This window comes from Selenomonas sp. ND2010 (assembly GCF_000702005.1).
GTDB lineage: Bacteria > Bacillota > Negativicutes > Selenomonadales > Selenomonadaceae > Selenomonas_A.
Genome location: NZ_JNKI01000009.1, coordinates 1 through 22,597, shown reverse-complemented (window position 1 = coordinate 22,597; position 22,597 = coordinate 1). Strand labels below are relative to the sequence as shown.

The window sequence follows — 22,597 nt, the reverse complement described above, 5'->3', positions numbered from 1 at the left end:
TTCAAAATAATCATAGATGCTGAACAATATTTTTAATTAAATTTTCGAAATATTCCCCTACGCAAGAAACTAAGGACCTGAGTCTCAGGTCCTTAGTTTCTTGAACCATATCCGTTACAAGATAAACTGGGAAAGATCCCGGTTCACTACGATATCCGAAAGCTGCTTATCCACATACGCAGCATCGATAACAACCTGTTTCTCCTCAAGTTCTGGTGCGGAAAAGCTTATCTCCTCCAGCAGTTTTTCCAGCAAGGTGTGCAACCGGCGAGCGCCGATATCCTCGGCCTGTTCATTGACATCACAAGCCAGTTGCGCCAATCGGGAAATCGCATCCGGTGCAAAAGACAGATTCACACCCTCGGTCTCCAGGAGCGCTTCATATTGCTTGAGCAATGCATTGCGTGGTTCGATAAGTATCTTTTCAAAATCCTCCTTGCGCAGGGATTTAAGTTCCACACGAATCGGAAAACGCCCCTGCAGTTCCGGAATGAGATCCGATGGCTTTGCCATATGGAAAGCCCCCGCAGCAATAAAAAGCACATGATCCGTCTTTAACGGGCCGTATTTCGTCATAACGGTTGAACCCTCAACGATTGGCAATATATCCCGCTGAACGCCTTCACGGGACACATCAGCTCCTGAGGAATTTCCCTTGACAGCAACTTTATCAATTTCATCCAGAAAAACGATACCGCTGTGCTCCGCAACTTTTATCGCCTCATCCGCAACCGCCTCCATATCAATCAAGCGGTTCGCTTCTTCCTGCGTAAAAATTTTTCTTGCCTGTTCCACAGTCACCTTGCGTTTTTTATGGCGTTTGGGCATGAGATTGCCAATCATATCCTGAAGGTTATCGCCCATGCCTTCAAGACTTGAACCAGCAAACATGCCAACCATTGGCTTGCCAGATTCTTCGACATCGATTTCAATGATTTCCTGTTCGAGCTCGCCATTTTCCAGACGCTTGCGAACCCATTCTCTTCCCGCCTGATACTTCGGCTCCGGCTCGGTCTCTTCTTTTGTCTCTTCCTCGACTCCGAAAAGTCTTCCGAGCGGATTTTGGGATTTCTTTTGTTCCGGCACAAAAACATCGAGGATCCGTTCCTCAGCCAATTCCGTTGCCTTTTCCTGGACCTCTTCGATGCGCTGCTGGCGAACCATCCTTACCGCAGTCTCAGCCAAATCCCGGATCATCGATTCAACATCACGCCCCACATAACCCACTTCGGTAAATTTGGTCGCCTCCACCTTTATGAATGGAGCCCGAACTAATTTGGCCAGACGGCGGGCTATTTCCGTTTTGCCCACACCGGTAGAGCCAATCATCAGGATGTTCTTGGGAATGACTTCTTCCTTCATATCCGCTGCCAGTTGTCGGCTTCGCCAACGATTGCGCAGGGCAATTGCTACCGAGCGCTTAGCCTCATCTTGTCCAACGATGTATTTATTGAGTTCTTCCACGATCTGACGCGGAGTCTGTTCATTTACACCAATTTCTTCCATTAGTCCAGTTCCTCCACCTTGATGTTGTGATTCGTGTAGACGCAGATATCTGCGGCAATCGACAACGCTTCCTTCGCAATCTCACCAGCACTCATGTCCGTATGTTTGACCATTGCTCTACCTGCGGATAACGCATAAAAACCACCAGAACCAATCGCCGCCACATCGCCATCCGGCTCGATTACTTCACCATTTCCGGATAACATCAGCATCGTATCCTGATCTGCTACCAAAAGCAACGCTTCCAATTTGCGAAGCACCTTATCCGTCCGCCATTCTTTTGCCAATTCCACAGCTGCACGCTGTAAATTGCCATTATACGACTCCAGCTTTGCCTCGAATTTCTCAAATAACGTAAAAGCATCGGCTACCGAACCGGCAAAGCCAGCCAGAATCTTATTGTGATATAGACGACGTACCTTGCGGGCATTCGCCTTCATGATGGTATGTTCCCCAAAGGTAACCTGACCATCCCCTGCAATGGCTATTTTCCCGTTTTTTCGAACCGCACAGATTGTGGTTGCATGAAATTGTGTCTCCATGGCATTACTCTCCAATCTTATCCTTAAACATTTCAATCGCGTTCAAAGCCCGTTCTGCCAGACGCTGTTTTTTTAGTTTTTTGTCTTTAATGTATTTGCCGTTTTCATTGCGCATATCAATTTCCGGCAGGATGCCAAAATTCACGTTCATGGGCTGGAAATGCTTGGCCTCACTAGTCGTGATATAGTGACATAGTGCGCCATGGCAGGTTTCCTCGGGGAATACCAGCGGTTCTTTCCCCATGGCCAGGCGCGCGGCATTGATGCCGGCAATGAGCCCTGACGATGCCGACTCGATATAGCCCTCGACTCCGGTCATCTGACCGGCAAAGAGCAGTGCATCTTCTCCACGGAGCTGCAGCGTCGGCCGCATATGCTTAGGGGAATTCAAGAACGTATTGCGGTGCATAACACCATAGCGCAGAAATTCCGCATGCTCTAGGCCCGGAATCATGCCAAACACCCGACGCTGTTCCGGCCATTTCAGATGGGTCTGAAACCCGACGATGTTGTAGAGTGTCGCACTGGCATTATCCTGACGAAGCTGAACGACAGCATGCGGCCGGACGCCCGTCTCCGGATGTTCCAACCCGACCGGCTTGAGTGGACCGTATAGCAAGGTATCCTTTCCCCGGCTAGCCATAACTTCCACCGGCATGCAGCCCTCAAAAAATTTTTCTTTCTCAAAATCTTTTGTTGGTGCCTTTTCCGCATTTACCAACTCCGTCCAGAATGACTCATATTCTTCCTTTGTCATTGGACAGTTGATATAAGCCGCCTCACCTTTTCCATAACGGGAGGCTCGATAAGCTTTGCTCATATCTACAGAATCGATACTGACAATCGGTGCCGCGGCATCATAGAAATACAACGAATCGTTTCCAGTACGAGCAGCCACATCTTCGGCTAATTTCCCATCGGTCAACGGACCGCTGGCCACGACCGTTATTGCATCTTCCCATAACGGAATACGCTCCAACTCTTCATGGATAACAGTAATTCGCGGATGCTCCGACACCTTTTTCGTCACATAGTCGCTAAAACCATGACGATCAACAGCCAAAGCCCCACCAGCAGGAACCTTCGTGGCATCCGCTGCCTCCATAATAATCGAATGGAGCCGGCGCATTTCTTCTTTTAGAACACCTACGGCATTCTCCAAGCCTGCGCCACGCAGCGAATTGCTGCAAACTAATTCGGCAAAGCCTGCTGTCTTATGCGCCGGCGTCGATTTGACCGGACGCATTTCATAGAGGGTTACCTCTGCACCAAGTTCTGCTGCCTGCCAGGCTGCTTCAGAGCCAGCCAGACCAGCTCCTATGATGATAACTTTTTTCATTCCTTTTTCTTTTCCTCTTTTGCAGCCTTGGCTGCCTTCTCTGCATCACGAGCCTTTTTGGCTTCTGCCCGCTGACGCATCTTATCCAATTCCTTATTAATGGGGTGGTCAATACGGGTCTCACACGCATCATTGCTACAATAAAGCAAGGCCCGCCCATTTTTATAGTGATGTTTAAGCATAAATGCACCGCACTTCGGACAAGTCTCTTTTTGCGGCTGATCCCAAGTCGTATAATCACACTCCGGATAATTCTTGCAACCATAAAAATTCCGGCCACGACGAGTTTTTCGCTCTACGATAGGACCGCCGCATTTCGGGCATTTAACCCCTGTATCCACCAGCAGCGGTTTGGTATTGCGGCAATCCGGGAATCCCGGACAAGCCAAGAACTTGCCGAATCTTCCCTGCTTTACCACCATCATACGACCACAGAGTTCACATTTCACATCCGATACTTCTACCGGGAGTTCAACATGACCGATAGCTTCGTCGGCTTTTTCCAAAGTTGTCTCAAACGGACCATAAAACTCCCGCAGCAGATTGTTCTTCTCCACTTTTCCTTCGGCAATTTCATCGAGCTCATTTTCCAAATTGGCCGTAAATTTTACATCAACAATATTTTTAAAATACTCTTCGAGCATATCCACTACGACAAACCCTAACTCCGTAGGCTGAAAATGCTTATCGATACGCTGCACGTAACCACGCGCCTGTATCGTCTCAATAATTGGCGCATAGGTACTCGGACGTCCGATTTCTTTTTCCTCCAACGTCTTTACCAGCGATGCATCATTATAGCGCGGTGGCGGTTCCGTGAAATGCTGCTGCGGAAGCGTTTTCGCCGTAGTCAAAACATCGCCTTCCGCCAGTTCCGGAAGAACAACATCTTTTTCCTTTTTGGTGGAATCCGCCCCAGCATAAACGGCTGTAAAGCCGGCAAACTTCAATTTAGAGCCCGCAGCTCGTACCGTATAACGTTCTCCCGCCTTGATGGAAATACTCATCGTATCGTAAACAGCCGCTGTCATTTGACTTGCCGTGAACCGCTGCCAAATCAACGTATATAATTTGAGCTGGTCTTTATTAAGGAATTTTTCAATTGTCTCCGGCGTCAGCGTAACATTTGTCGGCCGAATTGCCTCATGAGCATCCTGTGCCTTTTTCCCCGCGGAGTATACATTCGGTTTGGGTGGAACAAATTCCTCACCAAACTGCTCGCCAATAAAGGCCCGAGCATCATTCTGTGCTAAGTCAGAAAGACGCGTCGAATCCGTACGCATGTAAGTGATTAGACCTGTTGCGCCATGACGGCCCAATTCTATTCCTTCATAGAGCTGCTGTGCCAGCATCATCGTCTTGCGCGAGGTAAAGCCAAGCTTACGCGCGGCGTCCTGCTGAAGAGAACTCGTCGTAAACGGCGCCGATGGCTTGCGGCGGCGCTCACTCTTCTTCACGGCAGCTACCTTGAGCTCTTGCTTATTAAAATCAAGGAGCAGTTCCTTGGTTTCTCGTTCGTTATGAAGATCCAGTTTTTTGCCATCTACCTGCGTGAGTTCTGCATCGAACATCGCCGATTTCTCTTTGCGCAGCTTCAATCCAACGGTCCAATATTCCACAGAATCAAAGGCCTGAATTTCTTTTTCCCGGTCGCAAATGAGTTTTACTGTAACCGACTGCACGCGTCCTGCCGACAAGCCCTTACGAACCTTTCGCCAAAGAAGCGGTGACAGTTTATACCCCACAATACGGTCCAGCATGCGTCTTGCCTGCTGAGCATCCACCTGATCAATATTGATGGACCGGGGATGCTTAACCGCATCCTGAATGGCTGGCTTCGTGATTTCGTTAAATACAATCCGGCAGTCTTTCTCTGGATCTAAACCTAAAATATAGGAAAGATGCCAGGCAATTGCCTCTCCCTCACGATCCGGGTCGCTTGCTAAATATACTTTATCCGCATTCTTAGCATCCTTTTTCAGCGCTTTGATGAGATCGCCTTTGCCGCGAATATTTATGTATTTGGGCTCAAAATCATTGTCGACATCAATACCGAACTGACTTTTCGGCAAATCGCGCAAATGCCCCATCGAGGCACGTACCATATATTTGCGCCCAAGATATTTTTCAATCGTCTTAGCCTTAGCGGGCGACTCTACGATGACCAAGGTCTTCTTGACTTTGGATTTTGCTTTCGCCTTTGCTTTTGTCTTGGTTTTCGTTGCGGCTGCAGTCAAACCATCACTCCCTCTCAGCACGCCTATACGCATGCAGCTCATTCTCTATAACAAGGCCCTTAAGCTCCATTTGCAGGAGCAAAAAAGCCAGATTCGACATTTCTCCGTCTGGCAGACTATCAAAAATTTCGTCAATAGTCAACGGATGTTCAAAAGACAAAACCTGCCAAATCTGCCGTTCCTCCGGCGTGAATTGCCGTTTCATCTTTGCTTTTGGTGGCGCAGCTAACCCGTATTCCACGAGGACATCCACTGGTTCTTGTACCAGCTTTGCGCCCTGTTGAATCAAATGATTGCAGCCCTGACTAGTCGTTGAATAGATACTGCCAGGAATCGCAAACACATCTCTGCCCTCTGAGAGCGATAACTCTGCTGTAATCAACGACCCAGAGTGCCTGGCGGCTTCCACGACCAGCGTTCCCTGCGACAATCCGCTTATTATGCGATTTCGTGCTGGAAAGAAAATCGGCAGTGGGATAGTTCCCGGACCATATTCAGACAGAACCACACCACCTCTTTCTGGTATCTCCTGCAGAAGCCGCTTGTTTTCCGCTGGATAGGCAACATCTACCCCGCAGCCAAGAACCGCCACCGTTCTGCCAGTTTTCAGTGCTCCTTTATGCGAGGCCGTATCAATTCCTCTAGCGGCCCCACTGACTACTGTCAGTCCAGCCGCCGCCAATTGCTTTCCAAATTCCAAAGCAGTGCTCTCCCCATAAGGAGTAAAGCGTCTTGCCCCTACCATAGCGACTCTGACAGCCTCTGGCTGCAATTGTCCACGATAGTAGAAAACCACTGGCGGATCGAAAATTTCCTTCAATATATTAGGATAATTTCCCTGCGTTATGGAACAAAGGCTTATCCCCAGTCTCTGACATTGCTCAGCCAGCTGCTCCGGCAAAAGTTGATTCTCTTTTCGGAACCTCAACAAGTTCTGCACCTGTTGGGACGACAAACCTCCTACCAAATACAAAGCTTCTCGCGGAGCTTGCCAAATGGCAGCTGCGGAAGGAAACTTCCCAAGCAGTTTTTGAATATTCCGGCTCCCTAAACCGCGGCAGCGAGCTAACGCCGCCAGATAATAGTTATCCTCGGATTTCATTTTATCGCCATCCTTAGACCTATACATTTGTTTATCTTAGCGAAAATTTATGTTGAATGCAACACTTTCCCCAACAATTTCATAAAATTTTTAAGTAGTTGTATCGAAAAGCAAACAGCATAAAAGGCCACCAGCCACTCTTCGGCTGATGGCCCAACAGGTCCCCTTTATCCCTGAACCCGAGTTGTTTCGACTTCTACATAATCGATAGGACCAGAAATAGGCACAGACGGTTTGCGAATCCGCGCCGTTACCGTACGGAAATGCGGATATTTCGCCAGCAATTTATCCCCAATATGAGCGGACAATGCGCCTAACATCTGGAAGCGTTTATTCTCCGTTACATCTTTGACAATATCATAAATGGCCGCTGGGTCAACACCGTCTTTGACATCATCGGTTTCAGCCATGCGATCATCTTTTGTCTCGATCTCAATGTCAACATAGAATTTTTGTCCCTGCTCGCGCTCATACTCATAAACACCATGAAAACCATAAAACATCATATTGTGGATTCTAACCTTTGCCATCGTAGTCACTCCTCATTCTTAAATGATACCATTTTTTACATCTTGCAACTTACAAAAGTTCTCATTGCTCCTGCTTACCTTATTTCGTGACCCTTGACAAAAATCCTGCCTGTTTCCTGAATATTTCCGAATATTTCTAAGTTATTGCGTAAAAAGTTCATCCCAAAATGCATAAGCAACCATCAAAAAAATCAACAGCAGCAAAAACAAATCGCCCATCCCGTCACCTCCAACACATAAATCAATAAAAAAATTGGAGAGGTCTACACCTCTCCCAAAAGACTGGTCATAATTACATTACCCGGCGTGCGCCAATGTAGCAGGAACCCCAATAAGAGCTATCCAGCGACGCTACACTGACACCGCGGCTCGACGACGCATTAATGAACTTGCGGTCACCGAGATAGATGCCGACATGGGAAGCCCCCGGTTCATACGTCGAAAAGAATACCAGGTCACCCGGCATGAGTTCGCTGTCAGAAACATACGAACCAGCCTCATACTGGACATCTGCCGTACGCGGCAGCGAAATACCAGCATGTGCAAAGACATACTGTACATAGCCAGAGCAGTCAAAGCCATTCGGAGTCGTGCCCCCGAATACATACGGAACGCCAAGATACTGCATCGACTCATCGATAACCGTACGCTTGATGTAGTTGGAACCATGCGATACTGCCGGCATCGTCTTGCCGAGCAGTGCCGTATAAGTCGTGGAACCGACCTGTCCATCTGCATTCATTCCGTGCGAACTCTGGAATGCCTTTACAGCCTCAGCCGTGGCCGGACCGAAGTCACCATCAGCTGATACATCGTAGCCGAGACGGACCAATTGCCCCTGGATCTCTGCTACATCGGTGCCCTGATCACCTACGCGAAATGCCGAAGCACCGCATACGGAAAACCAGCACATAAGGATCATGGATAGCGCAAACACGCGCATTGCTTTACTCAAAAAGCCAACTCCTCTCTCTATTCGCCTACGAGGTTAGCTGCCGGGCTCGGGTAGAGAAGACCACCCGCTTCAGTATCATGCTGCCATGAGTCTGACGTTCGCCCCAAAAAATCTGGTTCCCCCGCTCCTGGGCTGGATTCGGCTTATTCTTATGTAAGAACCCAATATATATAATACGGCAAATACCGCATTATTCCTTCTTGTTACTAATGTTTTTCTTAGTTATTCTTAATTGTACTTATTCTTTCAGTTCTTTTTCAGAAAGCTGTCAAACATGAAAATTGGCTGTCATCACTGACAGCCACAATATTCATCTCACGTTGCTATAAGCAATCAATAAGCCGAGTTTTGTTCCGCTTGCGCGGCGACAATCATTTATCTAGGCACGACAGTTACCTGCCGGCTCAAGCGACTCAACCCGGAAGGTTCCGCGGGCCGCATCATCCCTTCCCTATTTGGTCTTGCTCCGTGTGGGGTTTACCCAAGCCAGCCAGTCACCTGACTGCTGGTGCGCTCTTACCGCACCTTTCCACCCTTACCTGACACGCAGGCGGTCTAAATCTCTATGGCACTATCCCTAAGGTCACCCTCGCTGGACGTTATCCAGCACACTGCCCTATGGAGCCCGGACTTTCCTCATCTGCCTTCAAGAGGCAGCCGCGATTGTCTTGACAACTTATATCAACGTGGCACATTATAGCACATTTAGCACGTATTTGTCAAATCAGGTACTAATCAACCGCTTGCACCATATTTTTAATTGTTTTATAATGAATTAAGGACATTTGCCCTTTTCGTATTTCTTATTTTTTTTTATAATTGTCCTATAAGTTTTAACTTTTCAGAATTGATTTTGAGAAAGAAGGAAAACATCATGGCTACACCTCACATTGGCGCAGAAAAAGGCGATATCGCAGAGCGCATCCTGCTGCCGGGCGACCCGCTTCGTGCAAAATTCATTGCGGAGAATTTCCTCGAGAACCCCAAACAGTATACTTCGGTCCGCAACATCCTCGGTTTCACGGGCACCTACAAAGGCGTACCAGTTTCCGTTCAGGGAACTGGTATGGGCATTCCGTCCATTTCCATTTACACCCATGAGCTCATTCACTCGTTCGGTGTCAAGAAGCTGTTCCGCGTCGGAACCTGCGGCGGTATGCACCCGGATGTCAAACTTCGTGACGTGTTGATTGCTCAGGGCGCCAGCACGGATTCCTCCATTATTAAGAATATTTTTGGCGGTTCCATCAACTACGCACCGCTGGCAGATTTTGACCTTCTCTCGAAGGCTGTGGAAAACACGAAGAAGCTGAATCTGCATGCTACGGTCGGCAACATCATCTCGGTAGACCGTTTCTACGACGATGAAATCGACAGCGCGAAACTCCGCAAATACGGGGTTCTGGCCGTTGAGATGGAAGCTGCAGCACTCTACACGCTGGCAGCAGAAGCCCATGTTCAGGCTCTCGCACTCTTCACGGTCAGCGACCATCTGCTGACGGGCGAAGCTTGTACGGCTGAGGAACGTCAGACTTCCTTCAATGACATGATTAAAATTGCCCTTGAAACGGCAATTGAAGACTAAGCCTTCAGACTTTCTATTTCATAAAAAGGACCGCTATTCGCCAATGCGAATAGCGGTCCTTTTGCATCAAGCGTTCTGTAAAAACGCTGTATATCCCTTGCAGACTTCATACACGTCTACCTTGCTGGTTGCTTCCCAAGGAGCATGCATACTCATGACGCCCACGCCGCTGTCAATGACCTGCATCCCATAGAGGCTCATGATATAAGCAATGGTTCCGCCACCGCCCAAATCGACCTTACCCAGTTCTGCCAGCTGATAATGAACGTTATGGTCATCCATGATTCGACGAAGCTCTGCCAAATACTCCGCATTCGCATCATTGGACCCCGACTTGCCACGTGCACCAGTGAACTTATTGAACACCATCCCCTTACCCAGATAGGAGACATTTTTCTTATCGTAAGCACTAGCATACAAGGCATCATATGCACTCGATACATCCGAGGAGAGCATTTTGCAATTTGCTAGCGTACGACGCAAAGCAAGATCACTATAAGAACCGCTGGCATTTAACAGCTCGGCTACCACATTCTCAAAGAAACGGGACTGCATTCCCGTTGCACCTACACTGCCGATTTCTTCTTTATCCACCAGCAGGCAGCAGGCCGTGCGACGCATTTTACCGGTAGCCAACATTGCCACCAAGGATGTATAGGCACAAACGCGGTCATCCTGGCCGTATGCTAACGTCATACTGCGGTCAAAGCCCAATTCCCGAGCCTTTCCTGCTGGAACCAAAGCCAACTCCGCAGAACGAAAGTCCTCTTCCTCGATATCATACTTATCCTTGATAAGCTTCAAGACACCTTCTTTTACCGATTCCTTATCCTCCTTTTGCAGCGGATAATTTCCCACGAGGATATCGAGATCTTCTCCTTCCACAACTTTCGCAGCATTTTTTTTCATTTGCTCCTGGGAAAGATGAATCAAAAGATCCGTAACACAGAACACAGGGTCTGACTCATCCTCACCAATGCAAATGTCAATTACGCGTCCATCCTTCTTGGCCACCACACCATGAAGCGCCAACGGTTGGGTAACCCACTGATACTTCTTTATGCCACCATAATAATGCGTGTCAAGGTAGGCCAGTCCGCCGTCCTCATAAAGCGGATTCTGCTTCACATCCAAGCGGCAGGTATCAATATGCGCCCCGAGGATGTTCATGCCCTGTTCCAGTGGCTCTTCACCAATATTGAACAGCACCAGCGCCTTCTTCATGTTGACTGCATACACCTTATCACCGGCTGAAAGCGTTTCTCCTTTTTTTACCACCTCAAAGAGATCCCGGTAACCAGCAGCTTCTGCCTGCTTTACGGCTTCGATCACGCTTTCGCGTTCCGTTTTGCATTTGCTTAAAAATTCGCGATACCCTTTGTTGAGTTCTTCCAGCTCTAGTTTTTCGTTTTCGCTGTATTGACTCCATATCGATTTTTTTTCTTCTGCCATACTATTACTCCCTTTGCTTCACGCATCGTTGCCAAACGATCCTTAAAAGAATTCATCAATTATATCTAAAAAATCCTGTCGCGATTCTGCTTTATTGAATCTGTCCCGCAGCACGGCCCCATGGGTTATTCCCCTGGTATACCAGGTTGCATGCTTGCGCATCTCACGCGGCCCGACATAATCGCCCTTGTACTTGAGCAGCAAATCGAGATGGCGGATAATCACTTCCGCCCGTTCCTTCATCGTCGGCCCCAATAGCATCTCACCGGTCCGCCAATAATGCGTAAGCTGTTTGAATATCCAAGGATTGCCCTGCGCTGCTCGTCCCACCATCACACCATCTGCATGGGTAATTTCCAGGATTTTCTTGAGGTCATTGCAGCTGCGCACATCGCCATTGGCGATGACGGGTATTTTGACACTTTGCTTTACCCTTGCGATAATCTCCCAATCTGCATTGTCCCGATAAAACTGCTCCCGGGTGCGGCCATGAACCGCAATCGCATCAACGCCTGCCTCTTCCGCAAGCTTTGCCATTTCCAAGACATTGACATGCTCATCATCCCAGCCTTTGCGCATCTTGACCGTAAACGGCATCTTAACAGCCTTGCGAATAGCGGACATAATGGCAAATGCCTTCTGCGGGTCGCGCATCAGCGCCGATCCTTCTCCATTCTTGACAATCTTGGGAGCTGGACATCCCATATTGAAATCGAGAATATCCGCCGTGCCAAAATCCTCAACGTATTTAGCTGCCTCAGCCGCCATCTCCGGCGTATTGGCAAAAATCTGCATGGCAATCGGACGCTCCGCCAGCTCAGTCTTTAACATCTCCAGCGTGCGTTCATTGCGGAAGTGAATTCCCTGGCTGCTGACCATTTCCGCATAACAAAGTGGACACCCCATATCATGCGCGATAATTCGATAAGCGGTATCCGTTACCCCTGCCATAGGAGCCAGAAATACCGGCACTTCAAAATGGAAGGATCCGATATTCATGCTCATACTTCTGTCTCCTTCTGCAAATGGTCAGCACTTCGCCCCTCACGGCGATCCGCATTGCGCTCATAGAGCGCCTGCAGACCTGTAAGTGTGAGGAAATGGTCCACTCTATCAATGGTAGACGATTCTTTGGCAATCATACGGGAAAGTCCTCCCGTGGCAATCACCTTCATCTCCTTGCCATATTCCCCTTTGATGCGGCGCACGATTTCATCAATCTGGCCGACATAGCCGAAAATAATGCCCGCCTGCATGCCCTGAATGGTATTGCGGCAAATAATCTGCTTGGGTGGTACCAACTCAATACGTGGCAGCTGCGCTGCCCGTTGGAACAAGGCATCCGCACTTGTACCGATTCCCGGCGCAATAACGCCACCTAGGAAATCCCCCTCATCGCCAACCACATCAAAAGTAGTTGCCGTACCAATGTCGATGACAATCAAGGGCCCGCCGTATTGCTCATAAGCACCGACAACATTGACAATTCGGTCGGCACCAATTGCCCGTGGATTTTCATAGTGCAGCTTAATCCCTGTCTTGATTCCCGGTCCTACTACGAGTGGACGAATATGAAAATAGCGCTCACACATTTTCACCATGGGAACCACCAACGGCGGTACCACCGAAGAAATGATGATTGCGTGGATATCCGTCATGCGGATTCCCTGATAATTAAACAACTCATTCATGAGCATCCCGTACTCGTCACCGGTCTTTTGCCGATCCGTCGAAATACGCCAATGTTTGACCAGCTTCTTGCCTTCATAAGTTCCCATGACAATATTGCTGTTGCCAATATCAAAAACTAATAACAAAAGGGTTCCTCCTCCAATCATGCAGACCAGACTGCATGGTCTTCTCCTACTTTCGGGGCCGAATGGATACATCGCCTGCCAACACGCGGTGACGGCCATCCTCCGCATCCACCAGCAGTGCTCCATCTTCGTCGATGTCTACTGCAGTCCCCACATATTCTTCGCCATCACGAACCCCGATTACGCGAACCTCCTGCCCCAACGTAACCGAATACTTCCGCCAGGCATCCATAACCGGTCCAAAGCCCTTGGCCAATACTTCATCGTAGAGTTTATCCATAGCTTCCAACAATACCTGGAAGAATTTCACTCGTGGGATTTTCTCGCCATGATTGACCACCTGCAGGGAAGTCGCTTTGTCCCGAATATCTTCAGGAAAATCCTCTGGCAGGATATTCACATTTATCCCCGTTCCGATGACGACATAATTGATGCGGTCCATTTCCGCACTCATTTCCGTCAGGATTCCCACCATTTTCCTGTTTTCAAACAGAATGTCATTGGGCCATTTGATTCCAGCCGCAAGGCCAAATTTCTCCATCGCCATGGCCACAGCTACGGCCGCCATTAAGGTACACTTCGGCGCCTCTTGCGGCATAAAGGGCGGGCGCAGGATTACCGAAAACCAGATTCCCTTTCCTGCCGGTGAAAAGAATTTGCGCTCCAACCGGCCCTTACCACCAGTCTGCTGTTCCGTAACCACAATTGTGCCATCCAACGCACCATCAGCTGCCAATTGCTTCGCCCAGGTATTGGTTGAATCCAATATTTCCTTAAAGTGAATATCACGTCCGATGCATCGTGTCTTGAGCCCATGCCGGATTTCATTCGGCAAAAGCCGATCCGGCGCCTCACGAAGGGAATATCCGCTCCGCGAATGGCTGACGATTTCATAGCCTTCCTCGCGAAGCTCCCGAATATGCTTCCATATCGCCGTTCGTGATACACCGAGACGGTTTGCCATCTCTTCTCCAGAAATATACTGCGCACCAGCACGGCGTAAAATATCAAGAATCTCAGTCCGCAATGGAAATCCTCCTTTGCTCCATTTCACACCTGTTAATTATACAACGAAAATATCCATTAAAAAAGACCTTCTGTTACAGAAGGTCTTTTCCAAATTCGCCTTAGCGATCATAATGGGTGACATTGAATTTTGGTTCTGCTTTGTCTTCTTTCCCAACATCCGTTTTTTCATCTGCCGCCGTCTCTTTTGTTTCCTCGTTTCCCTTGTCAGCAGCATCCGTCTCCGTCTGCTGCTCCCCCTCCTCAATCGGAGCTGGGTCAAAGAAAGACCAATCGTCCTTCTTCTTTTCAAAGTCCAACGGATCCGTCGACTTTTTCTCGTCGTCATCGGCCAGCTTACCAGTCGTCAACAACTCTTCCAGCTGTTTAGCCGTCAGCGTCTCACGCTCAATAAGTGCCTGCGCAATGAGTTCGAGTTTGTCACGGTTTTCTGTAATGAGTACACGGCACGCCTCATAGGCTTCTTCCAAATATTTGCGGACTTCTTTATCAATCTCACTGGCAACCTCTTCCGAGTAATTGCGCTCATGATTGATGTCTCTGCCCAGGAATACCTGATGATTCTGGCTTTCGCCATAAGCCACCGGACCCAGGACATCACTCATGCCATATTGCATGACCATGCCACGGACCATACGGGTTGCCTGCTGGATGTCCTGGGAAGCGCCCGTACTGATTTCCTTCAGTACGATTTCTTCCGCTACACGGCCACCCATAGCCACCTTGAGGCGATCCAGCAGCTCAGATTTCGTTGCGTAGTTGCGATCTTCCTTGGGAAGCATCAGTGTATAACCACCAGCACGACCACGCGGAATGATCGTAACCTTATGAACGGGGTCTGCATGTTTAAGCAGCATACCCACCAGAGTATGACCGCCTTCGTGATAAGCCGTCAAGCGTTTCTCTTCATCGTTCATGATATGAGACTTGCGTTCCGGGCCTGCCATTACGCGCTCGATAGCCTCTTCAAGTTCCTGCATGAAAATCTTTTTCTTGTCCCGGCGTGCAGCCAACAGTGCTGCCTCATTGACCAGGTTACTGAGATCCGCACCGGTAAAGCCAGGCGTACGGCGAGCGAGAATATCAAGATCTGCATCCTCATCCACCGGTTTTCCCTTGGTATGGACCTTGAGAATCGCCAGGCGCCCGCGTACATCCGGTTTATCGACAACAATCTGCCGATCGAAACGGCCCGGACGCAAAAGTGCAGGGTCTAAGATATCCGGACGGTTCGTTGCCGCAATGATGATGATGCCTTCATTGGCAGCAAAGCCATCCATCTCGACGAGCAACTGATTCAGGGTCTGCTCGCGTTCGTCATGACCACCGCCGACACCAGCGCCACGCTGACGTCCCACCGCATCAATCTCATCGATAAACACAATGCACGGCGCATTTTTCTTCGCCTGATCGAACAGATCACGAACACGGGAAGCACCGACACCGACAAACATCTCCACGAAATCCGAACCGGAAATCGAGAAGAACGGTACTCCAGCTTCACCAGCTACAGCACGAGCCAGCAAAGTCTTACCAGTACCCGGAGGGCCAAAGAGCAGAACCCCTTTCGGAATACGGGCTCCGAGGTCATTATACTTCTTCGGATGTTTGAGGAATTCAACAACTTCTTCCAGTTCCTGCTTCGCCTCATCAGCACCAGCAACGTCTTTAAAGTTTACCTTAATTTTGTCCGCACCACTCATACGAGCACGACTCTTACCAAAGGACATCACGCGGCCACCGCCGCCCTGGGTCTGCTGCATGATAAAGAACCATACTCCCACCAACAGGAGAATCGGCAGCACCGATGAGAACATCGTGGACCACCATGGCGGCTCCGGCGGATTCTCGGCGGCAATCTCGACATTCTTGCTGCTGAGCTTCTGATAGAGCTGCGGGTCATTGTTCGGGGCATCCGGTGTGATGGTCGTGAACTCCGTACCATCAGAAAGTTTTCCGCGGATCGTATTCTGAATGATTACGACCTTTGATACTTCACCGTTATCCACCTGTTGCAGGAATTGCGTATACTCGATTTCCTGCTTGGTTGTGTTCTTTGTTGAAAAATAGTCGATAATAGAAATTGCGACCAGGATAATCAACAGGTAGAACCCTACATTTCGTAGAAACTTATTCAATCCATTGCCCTCCCTTTCCGGGAGCTTTTAAAAGGCTCCTGCGGATTTATTTGTTTGGCATACTCAGGCGTAAATCTCCGGCTTTAAAACGCCGATGTACGGCAGATTGCGATATACCTCCGCATAATCCAAGCCATAACCAACCAGGAACTCATCTGGTACTTCAAAGCCGCAGTAATCAATATTGACATCCACGACACGGCGGGATGGCTTCGAAAGCAGCGAACAAAGTTTGACGCTTTTGGGTTTGCGCTCTTTGAAATACTTCATGAGGTAATTCATGGTCGTACCCGAGTCTATTATATCTTCAATAATGATGAGGTGTTTTCCTTCTACATCATAGTCAAGATCTTTTAAAATTTTAACTGTGCCGCTAGTAGACGTGCCATTTCCATAGCTCGACGCGATCATAAAGTCAAAATGAACCGGCAAATCAATCTGACGAACAAGGTCCGTATAGAACATAACAGCACCTTTAAGAATGCCGACGCAAAAAATCTCCTCTTTGACATCCTTATAGTCTTCCGTAATCTGGCGGCCGAGCTCCGCAATCTTAGCCTGAAGCGTCTCCTCCGAATATACTACCTTCTCGATATCGTCGTTCATCATGATAAATGTTCCTCTCTTCTTTGAATCTTGAGATATAAGAATTTCTTCTTACCTGTTGTATCTATATCCACCGGACACCGTGTACTGCGCCGATGGCCCACAACCCATAATATTTCGTGACCGGCAGCTATGAGTGGCAGCCCGTCGCGCGCTTCCTGGGGAATCTTATCGTCAATCAGCAACCGCTTGAGTTTCTTGCGGCCTCCCGAAAGCTGGATTACATCGCCAGCTTCCCGCCGGCGGATGACCAAAGGTTCTGGCAAATCCTTGGGGCAGAGGTAATACTCAAGCGGTCCCGTGACTGCAGGCAGCTTCTCTAACCAAGCAGCCTCACAACTATAACTTCCCCAAACTGTCCTGCCGGGAATCTGAAGCGGTACCGCTGACAGCTTTTCTTCCGGATCAACGGCTGCCTGGGGCTGACCTCTTAACCGCCCATAGGCAATGCGCACCAGCCAGCCTCCTGGCAGTTCTAACCGGCTCCCTGTCCTATTTTCGAGACAAAGCCGACGCACCTCTTCTGCCTGCACAAAGCTCAAATCACAACCACTGCCCGTAAGACAATGCCAATACTTGCGGACAGCGCCGCGCTGCAAAGCCAACGGCAATTGGGCAAAGTGCTTCACCAGCAGTGTCACACCATTCTGCCACTCCACCATGGGGCTTTTCCACACGGCATCTACCTGCGCCTTGATATAATCATTTTCGGCAGCAGCAACCTCTGCCAATTGGCACAAGGCCTTCGAAAGCTCTGGATTATATTCCCGCTGCAAATTAGGAATCGTGCGCAACCGCAATAAATTCCGCGTGCAATCCAACTGTTGATTGGTACTATCTTCACGCGGCGACAAATGCATCTTGGCACACCACTGACGAATTTCCTGTTTCGTCACCCCCAAAAGCGGTCGAAGGATATGTCCATCTTCTCCACTCTTAGGACGCATGGCAGCCAAGCCGGCCGGTCCCGTTCCCCGCAGGACACGCATGAGCACGGTTTCTGCCTGATCATCGGCATGATGCGCTACCGCTAAGAACTCTAGCGACAATTCCTGCCGGATATTTTCCAGAAACAGATACCGCAGCTTACGGGCTGCTGTTTCCAACGACAGCCCTGTTTCCGCCGCATACGCTGGCACATCTCCATGCCCCAACCGAAAGGGAATTCCATGCAGCTGACAAAAGGACTGTACAAAAGCCGCGTCCTCTTGGGATTCCACGCCGCGGATGCCATGCTCATAATGAGCCGCCACCACCCGCAGCTGATACCGTCCGCGAAGCTGCCACAACAGCATCAGCAAAGCCAGGGAATCCGCACCGCCAGAACAAGCCACGAGAATTCCCGCCCCTTGCGGCAGCAGGTTATGCTGCTGGCAGAACCTTTCCACCTTTTCCATCATAACCCGATCACCAAGCTTTCTGCAACAAAACGAACAAAAGCACCCTTATGCAGAGTGCTTTGAAATCACCAATGTACTGTCGCACGATTAATCCGAACGACGGGAACCACGTCCTCCGCGTTTTGAATCCGTCTTACGGCGCAAGTCCGTCAAACGCTCGTCGCTATCTTTGAGAAAGCGGGAAAGCTTGTCCTCAAAGGATGCATTGGAATTGTTAAACCGATTCGGTTTCCGAAAATCACGTGGTGCCCGCGAACGCATTGGACGGGCGGAAGAATCACTCGCAGCAGCAGCATGTGGTTTAACTACATGTTCCTCCGGCTTCTTCTCCTGGAGCTGTTTGATGGAAAGTGCAATCTTGCCCTTCTCATCAATCGTCAATACCTTGACTTTAACTTTATCTTTTTCTGTGAGAAAGTCATGGACATCTTTTACATAAACATCTGCGACTTCTGAAATGTGGACAAGACCATTCTTGCCTTCCGGCAATTCAATGAATGCGCCAAAGTTTGTGATGCCAGTTACGACACCCTCGACCACACTGCCAACTTCAATGGACAAATTAATTCTTCCTCCTTAATGTAGTAAAGAATACACGAATTATTATAACCTTGACCATAGAATAGTGTCAAGGCAGATAACACTCATTTCCGGCTTCCGGTAGTATACGGAAGCTCCCCAGCGCGCGTCATGCCCAACTCCTCCCGGGCAATCTTTTCAATATACCCTAACTCATTGAGTTTTTCTTTTTCCTGCCGCAGGGCTTCATTTTCTTTCTGAGCGGCTAACAACCTTGCCTCAGCTGCCGCCTGATCCCTGCTAACCTGACTGAGATACACCTGTTGAGATATCAGAATGGAGACAAAATAACCTACAATGATGACCAGCAAAAGGAAAAACCAACTGACACGATATTTTTTCGGCCTTTTCCTGTTATTCATCATTATCCCTCCTTCTGAAAAAATCTCAATCCTCTTAATGATAACGGCAAACTTTATGAGATGCAAGCCAATTGCCAATTATTTTTCCGACCATTGGAAATAATTCGTAGCAGCCAAGCGGCGAAACGTGGAATTACAATGTTTGCAATGAAAATGATCTTTGACATTTTCCATATCAGGAACACCGTCCACCAACCGGACAGCCTGTCCCTCCACAAAATCCATCATCTCACCACAGCGTGGACATACACATTGATTATTGCGGTCACGCTTCAGCTCCATCGGCTGCAGGTCACCGGTTTTTACAATCTTCTTCGCTTTCTTTTTCCGCGGAAGATCATATTCATTATAAAATCCAGATCCCAAAAGTTCCTGAAAATAAATCCCACAATGATCGCATTCATATTTCGGCAAAATCGAACTCATATCCGCTCTACCGTCGACAATCTGCACGGCCTTACCATCGACAAAGCGCAATTTGCCCTTGCATTTGGGACAGATATACTGATTGTTGTCGTCCTTCATTAATTGAAATACGGCCATTTCTATCACCAATTCCTTCTACAGCTGATTAATCCCCTCCAGCTGTCCGCAGACTGTTGATATAGTATTCCTCGTTACAATACCAAAAACCTGCTAACATCTTGAAATTATTTTTTTCCTGTCAGCATCGTTACGATGCACTGCGCAATTTCCGCAGCCGCAGCCGGTTTAGCACATTCCTTTGCCCTGGCTGACATACTCTCCAGACAATCCCCTGTCAAGAGTTCCTGCACAGCCGGTGCTAATTTTTCTCCCGGATGCAGCCAAACAGCTGCGCCATGCCTTGTTGCATAAACCGCATTTTCGGTCTCTGGACCGGGAATCGGATCATGCAGCAGCATCGGCAGTCCCAGTACGAAAGCTTCGCTGATTGTCAAAGCTCCAGGTTTCGTAATCAAAAGATCCGCCGCCCCCATGAGCTCATGCGCTTTGTCGGTAAATCCCCACGCTTTCACCAGATGATGATATTGCTTGGTACTCTTGCGAATCTCTTCTAGCAAGCGCTCATTGCGTCCAGCAATCACCAACAAAGTAAGTGGCTGTGAAATTTTGTCGAGTTCCAACAGCGTTTCCTTTATCCCTCCTAATCCGAGTCCTCCTCCCATCAAGAGGATTACCGGATTATTTTGCGGCAGTCCGTAAGAATCTCGCAAAGCCGTTTTCCCCGGCAGCTCCTGAAGTGACGCTGCGACCGGAATTCCTGCGGCATGCAGACTTGCCTGCGAAAACTCTTTTTCAATCATTTCCTGACGCATGGCCTCCGTTGCCATAAAATACGCCTCAACCCGCGGATACAACCAAATCTGATGCAGGGAATAGTCCGTCATAACCACGACCAACGGCAGCTTAGTATCGTGCCGTTTTTTCCATAACGAGACCGCCCCTTCTGGAAACGGGTGCGTACAAATCACTATATCCGGAACTGCTTCTCGGATAATCCGTTTCACCACCGGTTGCATGACGACCGCAAAGGCACTCTGAGCTAACGAACCGCCCGAAGCTCCTCCAGATACCTTGTAAAAAACATCATAAAGGTTCGGCACAAAATCCAGCATAATCAAATAAATTTTCTTCATGAGCCAATGAAGCCAGGACGTCTGGCGTGACATGAAGTCTACCGTAGTGATATCTGCCTGAGGCAGCATCCCCCGAAGCTCCTTTTCGATAGCTTCCGCTGCCTTGATATGTCCCGAACCGATTGATGCTGTCAATAACAAAATCTTGAATGCTTTCGTACTTCTCCCTCCTCTCTGCATAAAAATACATACTCGCCTATTGTACCATATTTCAAGCAGTCAATCCACCATCCACCCCCCAAATTGCTCCAGTTACAAATGAGGCTTCCGCCGATGCCAAAAAAAGAATCAATGCGGCCGCTTCCTCCGGAGTGCCAATACGTCCCAGCGGATAAACTGACGCCATCTGCCGCAAAGCTTCTTCGCGGTCCAGCGCCCCTTGCAACTGTTTTTCTGTCAGCGGAGTTAAAATATCCCCCGGTGCAATGGCATTAACCCTTACCCCAAAGCCCGCCAATTCCAAGGCCAGTGCTCTCGTGAACATGACGACAGCCCCCTTGCTGGCACAATACGCAGAACAATAATAGTTTCCATGAACCCCAGCATCCGAGGCAACATTTACAATATTCCCTCGCGACGCTTTCAAGGCTGCCACCGCCGCTTGACAAAGATAATATGTTCCCTTCACGTTGGTACTAAGAACTTGTTCCAGGCACTCATCCGTCATATCCTCAATGGCGCCCTCCACATAAATCCCTGCCGAATTGACCAATACATCGAGTCTCCCCCAAAGCTTCAAAACCTCTGCCACGGCTTGATCACAAGCTGCATGATGGCTGACATCACAGGGGAGGAACAAACCATCTTCTCCTGCCTCCAATTCCCGCAGTGCTTCTTCGCCACGGCTTTTTGACCGCCCCAGCAACGCTACGCGAAATCCCCGTTTCAAAAAGCCCTTTGCTGCGGACAATCCAATCCCCGACGTTCCGCCCGAAATCATCACTACTTTCTTCGCCATCTGACGTTCCATCAGACCCCCACTCCTTTCTCGTTCCAGCAATCATCATAAAAAAAGCCGGGTCCCCCACGGAACCCGGTGCATTGCCATCAAAATCTTTTACTTATCCATTGACTGCATCTTTCAATGCTTTCCCTGCCTTAAAACCAGGATTTTTCGATGCCGGAATCACGATATCTTCCCCTGTACGTGGATTACGTCCCTTGCGAGCGGGACGCTCTTTTACCTCGAAGGTACCAAAACCAATCATCTGGACTTTGTCCCCTGAAGTCAAGGCCTCCTGAATGCTCTCAAACAGTGCATTCACTGCTTTTTCCGCATCTTTTTTCGTCATACCGGTTTTTTCGGCAACACCAGCTACCAATTCAGTTTTATTCACAGTTGCAGCCCCCTTAAAAAATACCTTTTCCCAGGCTCTAGCAAATGCCATGCACATTCATCGGCCTGCTAATAGTGAATGTAACAGAAAAGCAAATAAAAATCAAGGGCTTTCGCGAAAAAACGCGAAAATGTAGTGACCCCATAAAGTTAGACCTTACCGGTAGTAGCAATTATTTGCGGCTACCGGTTTTTATGCTGCGGCATGACGTAAACGATAATCTACTGGGCTGAGCCACCCCAGCTTGGCTTTGATTCTGTGCTTATTGTAGTATGTGATGTAATGCCGTATAGCTCGTTCAAGTTCTTCGAAGCTGTGATAGGTATGCCCATAATAGATTTCCTGTTTTAGCAGGCCAAAGAAATTTTCCATCACGCTATTATCCAGACAGGTGCCTTTGCGAGACATACTTTGAAAAATTCGTTCTTCCTTTAATCGGCCTACATAGCTGCCCATTTGGTAAGC

Annotated in this window: 22 protein-coding genes, 1 other RNA gene and 1 riboswitch; of the genes, 1 reads left to right on the top strand and 22 read right to left on the bottom strand. The window is 48.7% G+C overall.

What is annotated here, in order from left to right:
- Positions 1-114 precede the first annotated feature (114 nt).
- The 8 genes from hslU to rnpB form a co-directional block, all read right to left on the bottom strand.
- Positions 115-1,506, bottom strand: a complete 1,392-nt coding sequence (hslU, locus tag T504_RS0104420) for an ATP-dependent protease ATPase subunit HslU (protein ID WP_033169861.1) — start codon at positions 1,504-1,506, stop codon at positions 115-117.
- Positions 1,506-2,048 (bottom strand): ATP-dependent protease subunit HslV, encoded by a 543-nt coding sequence (hslV, locus tag T504_RS0104415; protein WP_033169860.1) that lies wholly within the window; start codon positions 2,046-2,048, stop codon positions 1,506-1,508. The genes hslU and hslV overlap by 1 nt, the downstream gene beginning before the upstream one ends.
- Before the next feature lie 4 nt (positions 2,049-2,052).
- Positions 2,053-3,387 (bottom strand): methylenetetrahydrofolate--tRNA-(uracil(54)-C(5))-methyltransferase (FADH(2)-oxidizing) TrmFO, encoded by a 1,335-nt coding sequence (trmFO, locus tag T504_RS0104410; RefSeq protein ID WP_033169859.1) that lies wholly within the window; start codon positions 3,385-3,387, stop codon positions 2,053-2,055.
- Positions 3,384-5,666 carry a type I DNA topoisomerase gene (gene topA, locus T504_RS0104405; RefSeq protein WP_051635203.1) on the bottom strand — a complete coding sequence of 761 codons (2,283 nt, stop codon included), beginning with the start codon at positions 5,664-5,666 and terminating at the stop codon, positions 3,384-3,386. Before topA ends, trmFO begins: the two co-directional genes overlap by 4 nt.
- Positions 5,629-6,726 (bottom strand): DNA-processing protein DprA, encoded by a 1,098-nt coding sequence (dprA, locus tag T504_RS0104400; protein WP_033169857.1) that lies wholly within the window; start codon positions 6,724-6,726, stop codon positions 5,629-5,631. Before dprA ends, topA begins: the two co-directional genes overlap by 38 nt.
- 167 nt (positions 6,727-6,893) lie before the next feature.
- The gene (gene folB, locus T504_RS0104395; RefSeq protein WP_033169856.1) at positions 6,894-7,256 is read right to left on the bottom strand and encodes a dihydroneopterin aldolase; all 363 of its coding nucleotides are present in this window, start codon (positions 7,254-7,256) and stop codon (positions 6,894-6,896) included.
- A 292-nt stretch (positions 7,257-7,548) separates the two neighbouring features.
- Entirely contained in the window at positions 7,549-8,199 is a 651-nt protein-coding gene (locus tag T504_RS0104390; protein ID WP_173662983.1) for a C40 family peptidase, read from the bottom strand.
- Positions 8,200-8,217: 18 nt separating this feature from the next.
- A riboswitch (cyclic di-AMP (ydaO/yuaA leader) is annotated at positions 8,218-8,365 on the bottom strand.
- A gap of 168 nt (positions 8,366-8,533) precedes the next feature.
- Positions 8,534-8,890, bottom strand: an RNA gene (gene rnpB, locus T504_RS13820) — RNase P RNA component class A.
- A gap of 195 nt (positions 8,891-9,085) precedes the next feature.
- On the opposite strand from rnpB, the gene deoD reads away from it, so the two are divergent.
- A complete protein-coding gene (gene deoD, locus T504_RS0104385) occupies positions 9,086-9,796 on the top strand; it encodes a purine-nucleoside phosphorylase (protein WP_033169854.1) in 711 nt (236 codons plus the stop codon).
- Positions 9,797-9,862: 66 nt separating this feature from the next.
- Here deoD and T504_RS0104380 read toward each other — a convergent pair whose 3' ends face one another.
- The 14 genes from T504_RS0104380 to T504_RS0104315 all read right to left on the bottom strand — a co-directional run.
- Positions 9,863-11,248, bottom strand: coding sequence for an aminopeptidase (locus T504_RS0104380; protein WP_033169853.1), 1,386 nt, complete (start codon positions 11,246-11,248; stop codon positions 9,863-9,865).
- 42 nt (positions 11,249-11,290) lie between these two features.
- On the bottom strand, positions 11,291-12,247 hold the full coding sequence (gene dusB / locus T504_RS0104375; RefSeq protein WP_033169936.1) for a tRNA dihydrouridine synthase DusB: 957 nt from the start codon (positions 12,245-12,247) through the stop codon (positions 11,291-11,293).
- A gap of 2 nt (positions 12,248-12,249) precedes the next feature.
- Positions 12,250-13,065: a type III pantothenate kinase gene (locus tag T504_RS0104370; RefSeq protein WP_033169852.1), complete on the bottom strand. Its 816-nt coding sequence runs from the start codon at positions 13,063-13,065 to the stop codon at positions 12,250-12,252.
- 46 nt (positions 13,066-13,111) lie between these two features.
- On the bottom strand, positions 13,112-14,092 hold the full coding sequence (locus T504_RS0104365) for a biotin--[acetyl-CoA-carboxylase] ligase (protein ID WP_033169851.1): 981 nt from the start codon (positions 14,090-14,092) through the stop codon (positions 13,112-13,114).
- Between the two features lie 100 nt (positions 14,093-14,192).
- Positions 14,193-16,229 (bottom strand): ATP-dependent zinc metalloprotease FtsH, encoded by a 2,037-nt coding sequence (ftsH, locus tag T504_RS0104360; protein ID WP_033169850.1) that lies wholly within the window; start codon positions 16,227-16,229, stop codon positions 14,193-14,195.
- Between the two features lie 63 nt (positions 16,230-16,292).
- Positions 16,293-16,838, bottom strand: coding sequence for a hypoxanthine phosphoribosyltransferase (gene hpt / locus T504_RS0104355; RefSeq protein ID WP_033169849.1), 546 nt, complete (start codon positions 16,836-16,838; stop codon positions 16,293-16,295).
- On the bottom strand, positions 16,835-18,235 hold the full coding sequence (tilS, locus tag T504_RS0104350) for a tRNA lysidine(34) synthetase TilS (RefSeq protein ID WP_051635202.1): 1,401 nt from the start codon (positions 18,233-18,235) through the stop codon (positions 16,835-16,837). Before tilS ends, hpt begins: the two co-directional genes overlap by 4 nt.
- Positions 18,236-18,322: 87 nt before the next feature.
- A complete protein-coding gene (locus tag T504_RS0104345) occupies positions 18,323-18,796 on the bottom strand; it encodes a S1 domain-containing RNA-binding protein (protein ID WP_033169848.1) in 474 nt (157 codons plus the stop codon).
- Between the two features lie 83 nt (positions 18,797-18,879).
- Entirely contained in the window at positions 18,880-19,176 is a 297-nt protein-coding gene (locus T504_RS0104340) for an FtsB family cell division protein (protein WP_033169847.1), read from the bottom strand.
- Positions 19,177-19,254: 78 nt separating this feature from the next.
- Entirely contained in the window at positions 19,255-19,719 is a 465-nt protein-coding gene (locus tag T504_RS0104335) for a hypothetical protein (RefSeq protein ID WP_033169846.1), read from the bottom strand.
- Between the two features lie 107 nt (positions 19,720-19,826).
- Positions 19,827-20,975 (bottom strand): MGDG synthase family glycosyltransferase, encoded by a 1,149-nt coding sequence (locus tag T504_RS0104330; RefSeq protein ID WP_051635201.1) that lies wholly within the window; start codon positions 20,973-20,975, stop codon positions 19,827-19,829.
- Between the two features lie 31 nt (positions 20,976-21,006).
- On the bottom strand, positions 21,007-21,765 hold the full coding sequence (locus T504_RS0104325; protein ID WP_033169845.1) for an SDR family NAD(P)-dependent oxidoreductase: 759 nt from the start codon (positions 21,763-21,765) through the stop codon (positions 21,007-21,009).
- A gap of 91 nt (positions 21,766-21,856) precedes the next feature.
- Positions 21,857-22,132, bottom strand: a complete 276-nt coding sequence (locus T504_RS0104320; protein ID WP_156033473.1) for an HU family DNA-binding protein — start codon at positions 22,130-22,132, stop codon at positions 21,857-21,859.
- A 192-nt stretch (positions 22,133-22,324) separates the two neighbouring features.
- Positions 22,325-22,597 (bottom strand): IS3 family transposase (locus T504_RS0104315; RefSeq protein ID WP_033169844.1); only part of this gene is annotated, 273 nt, incomplete at its 5' end.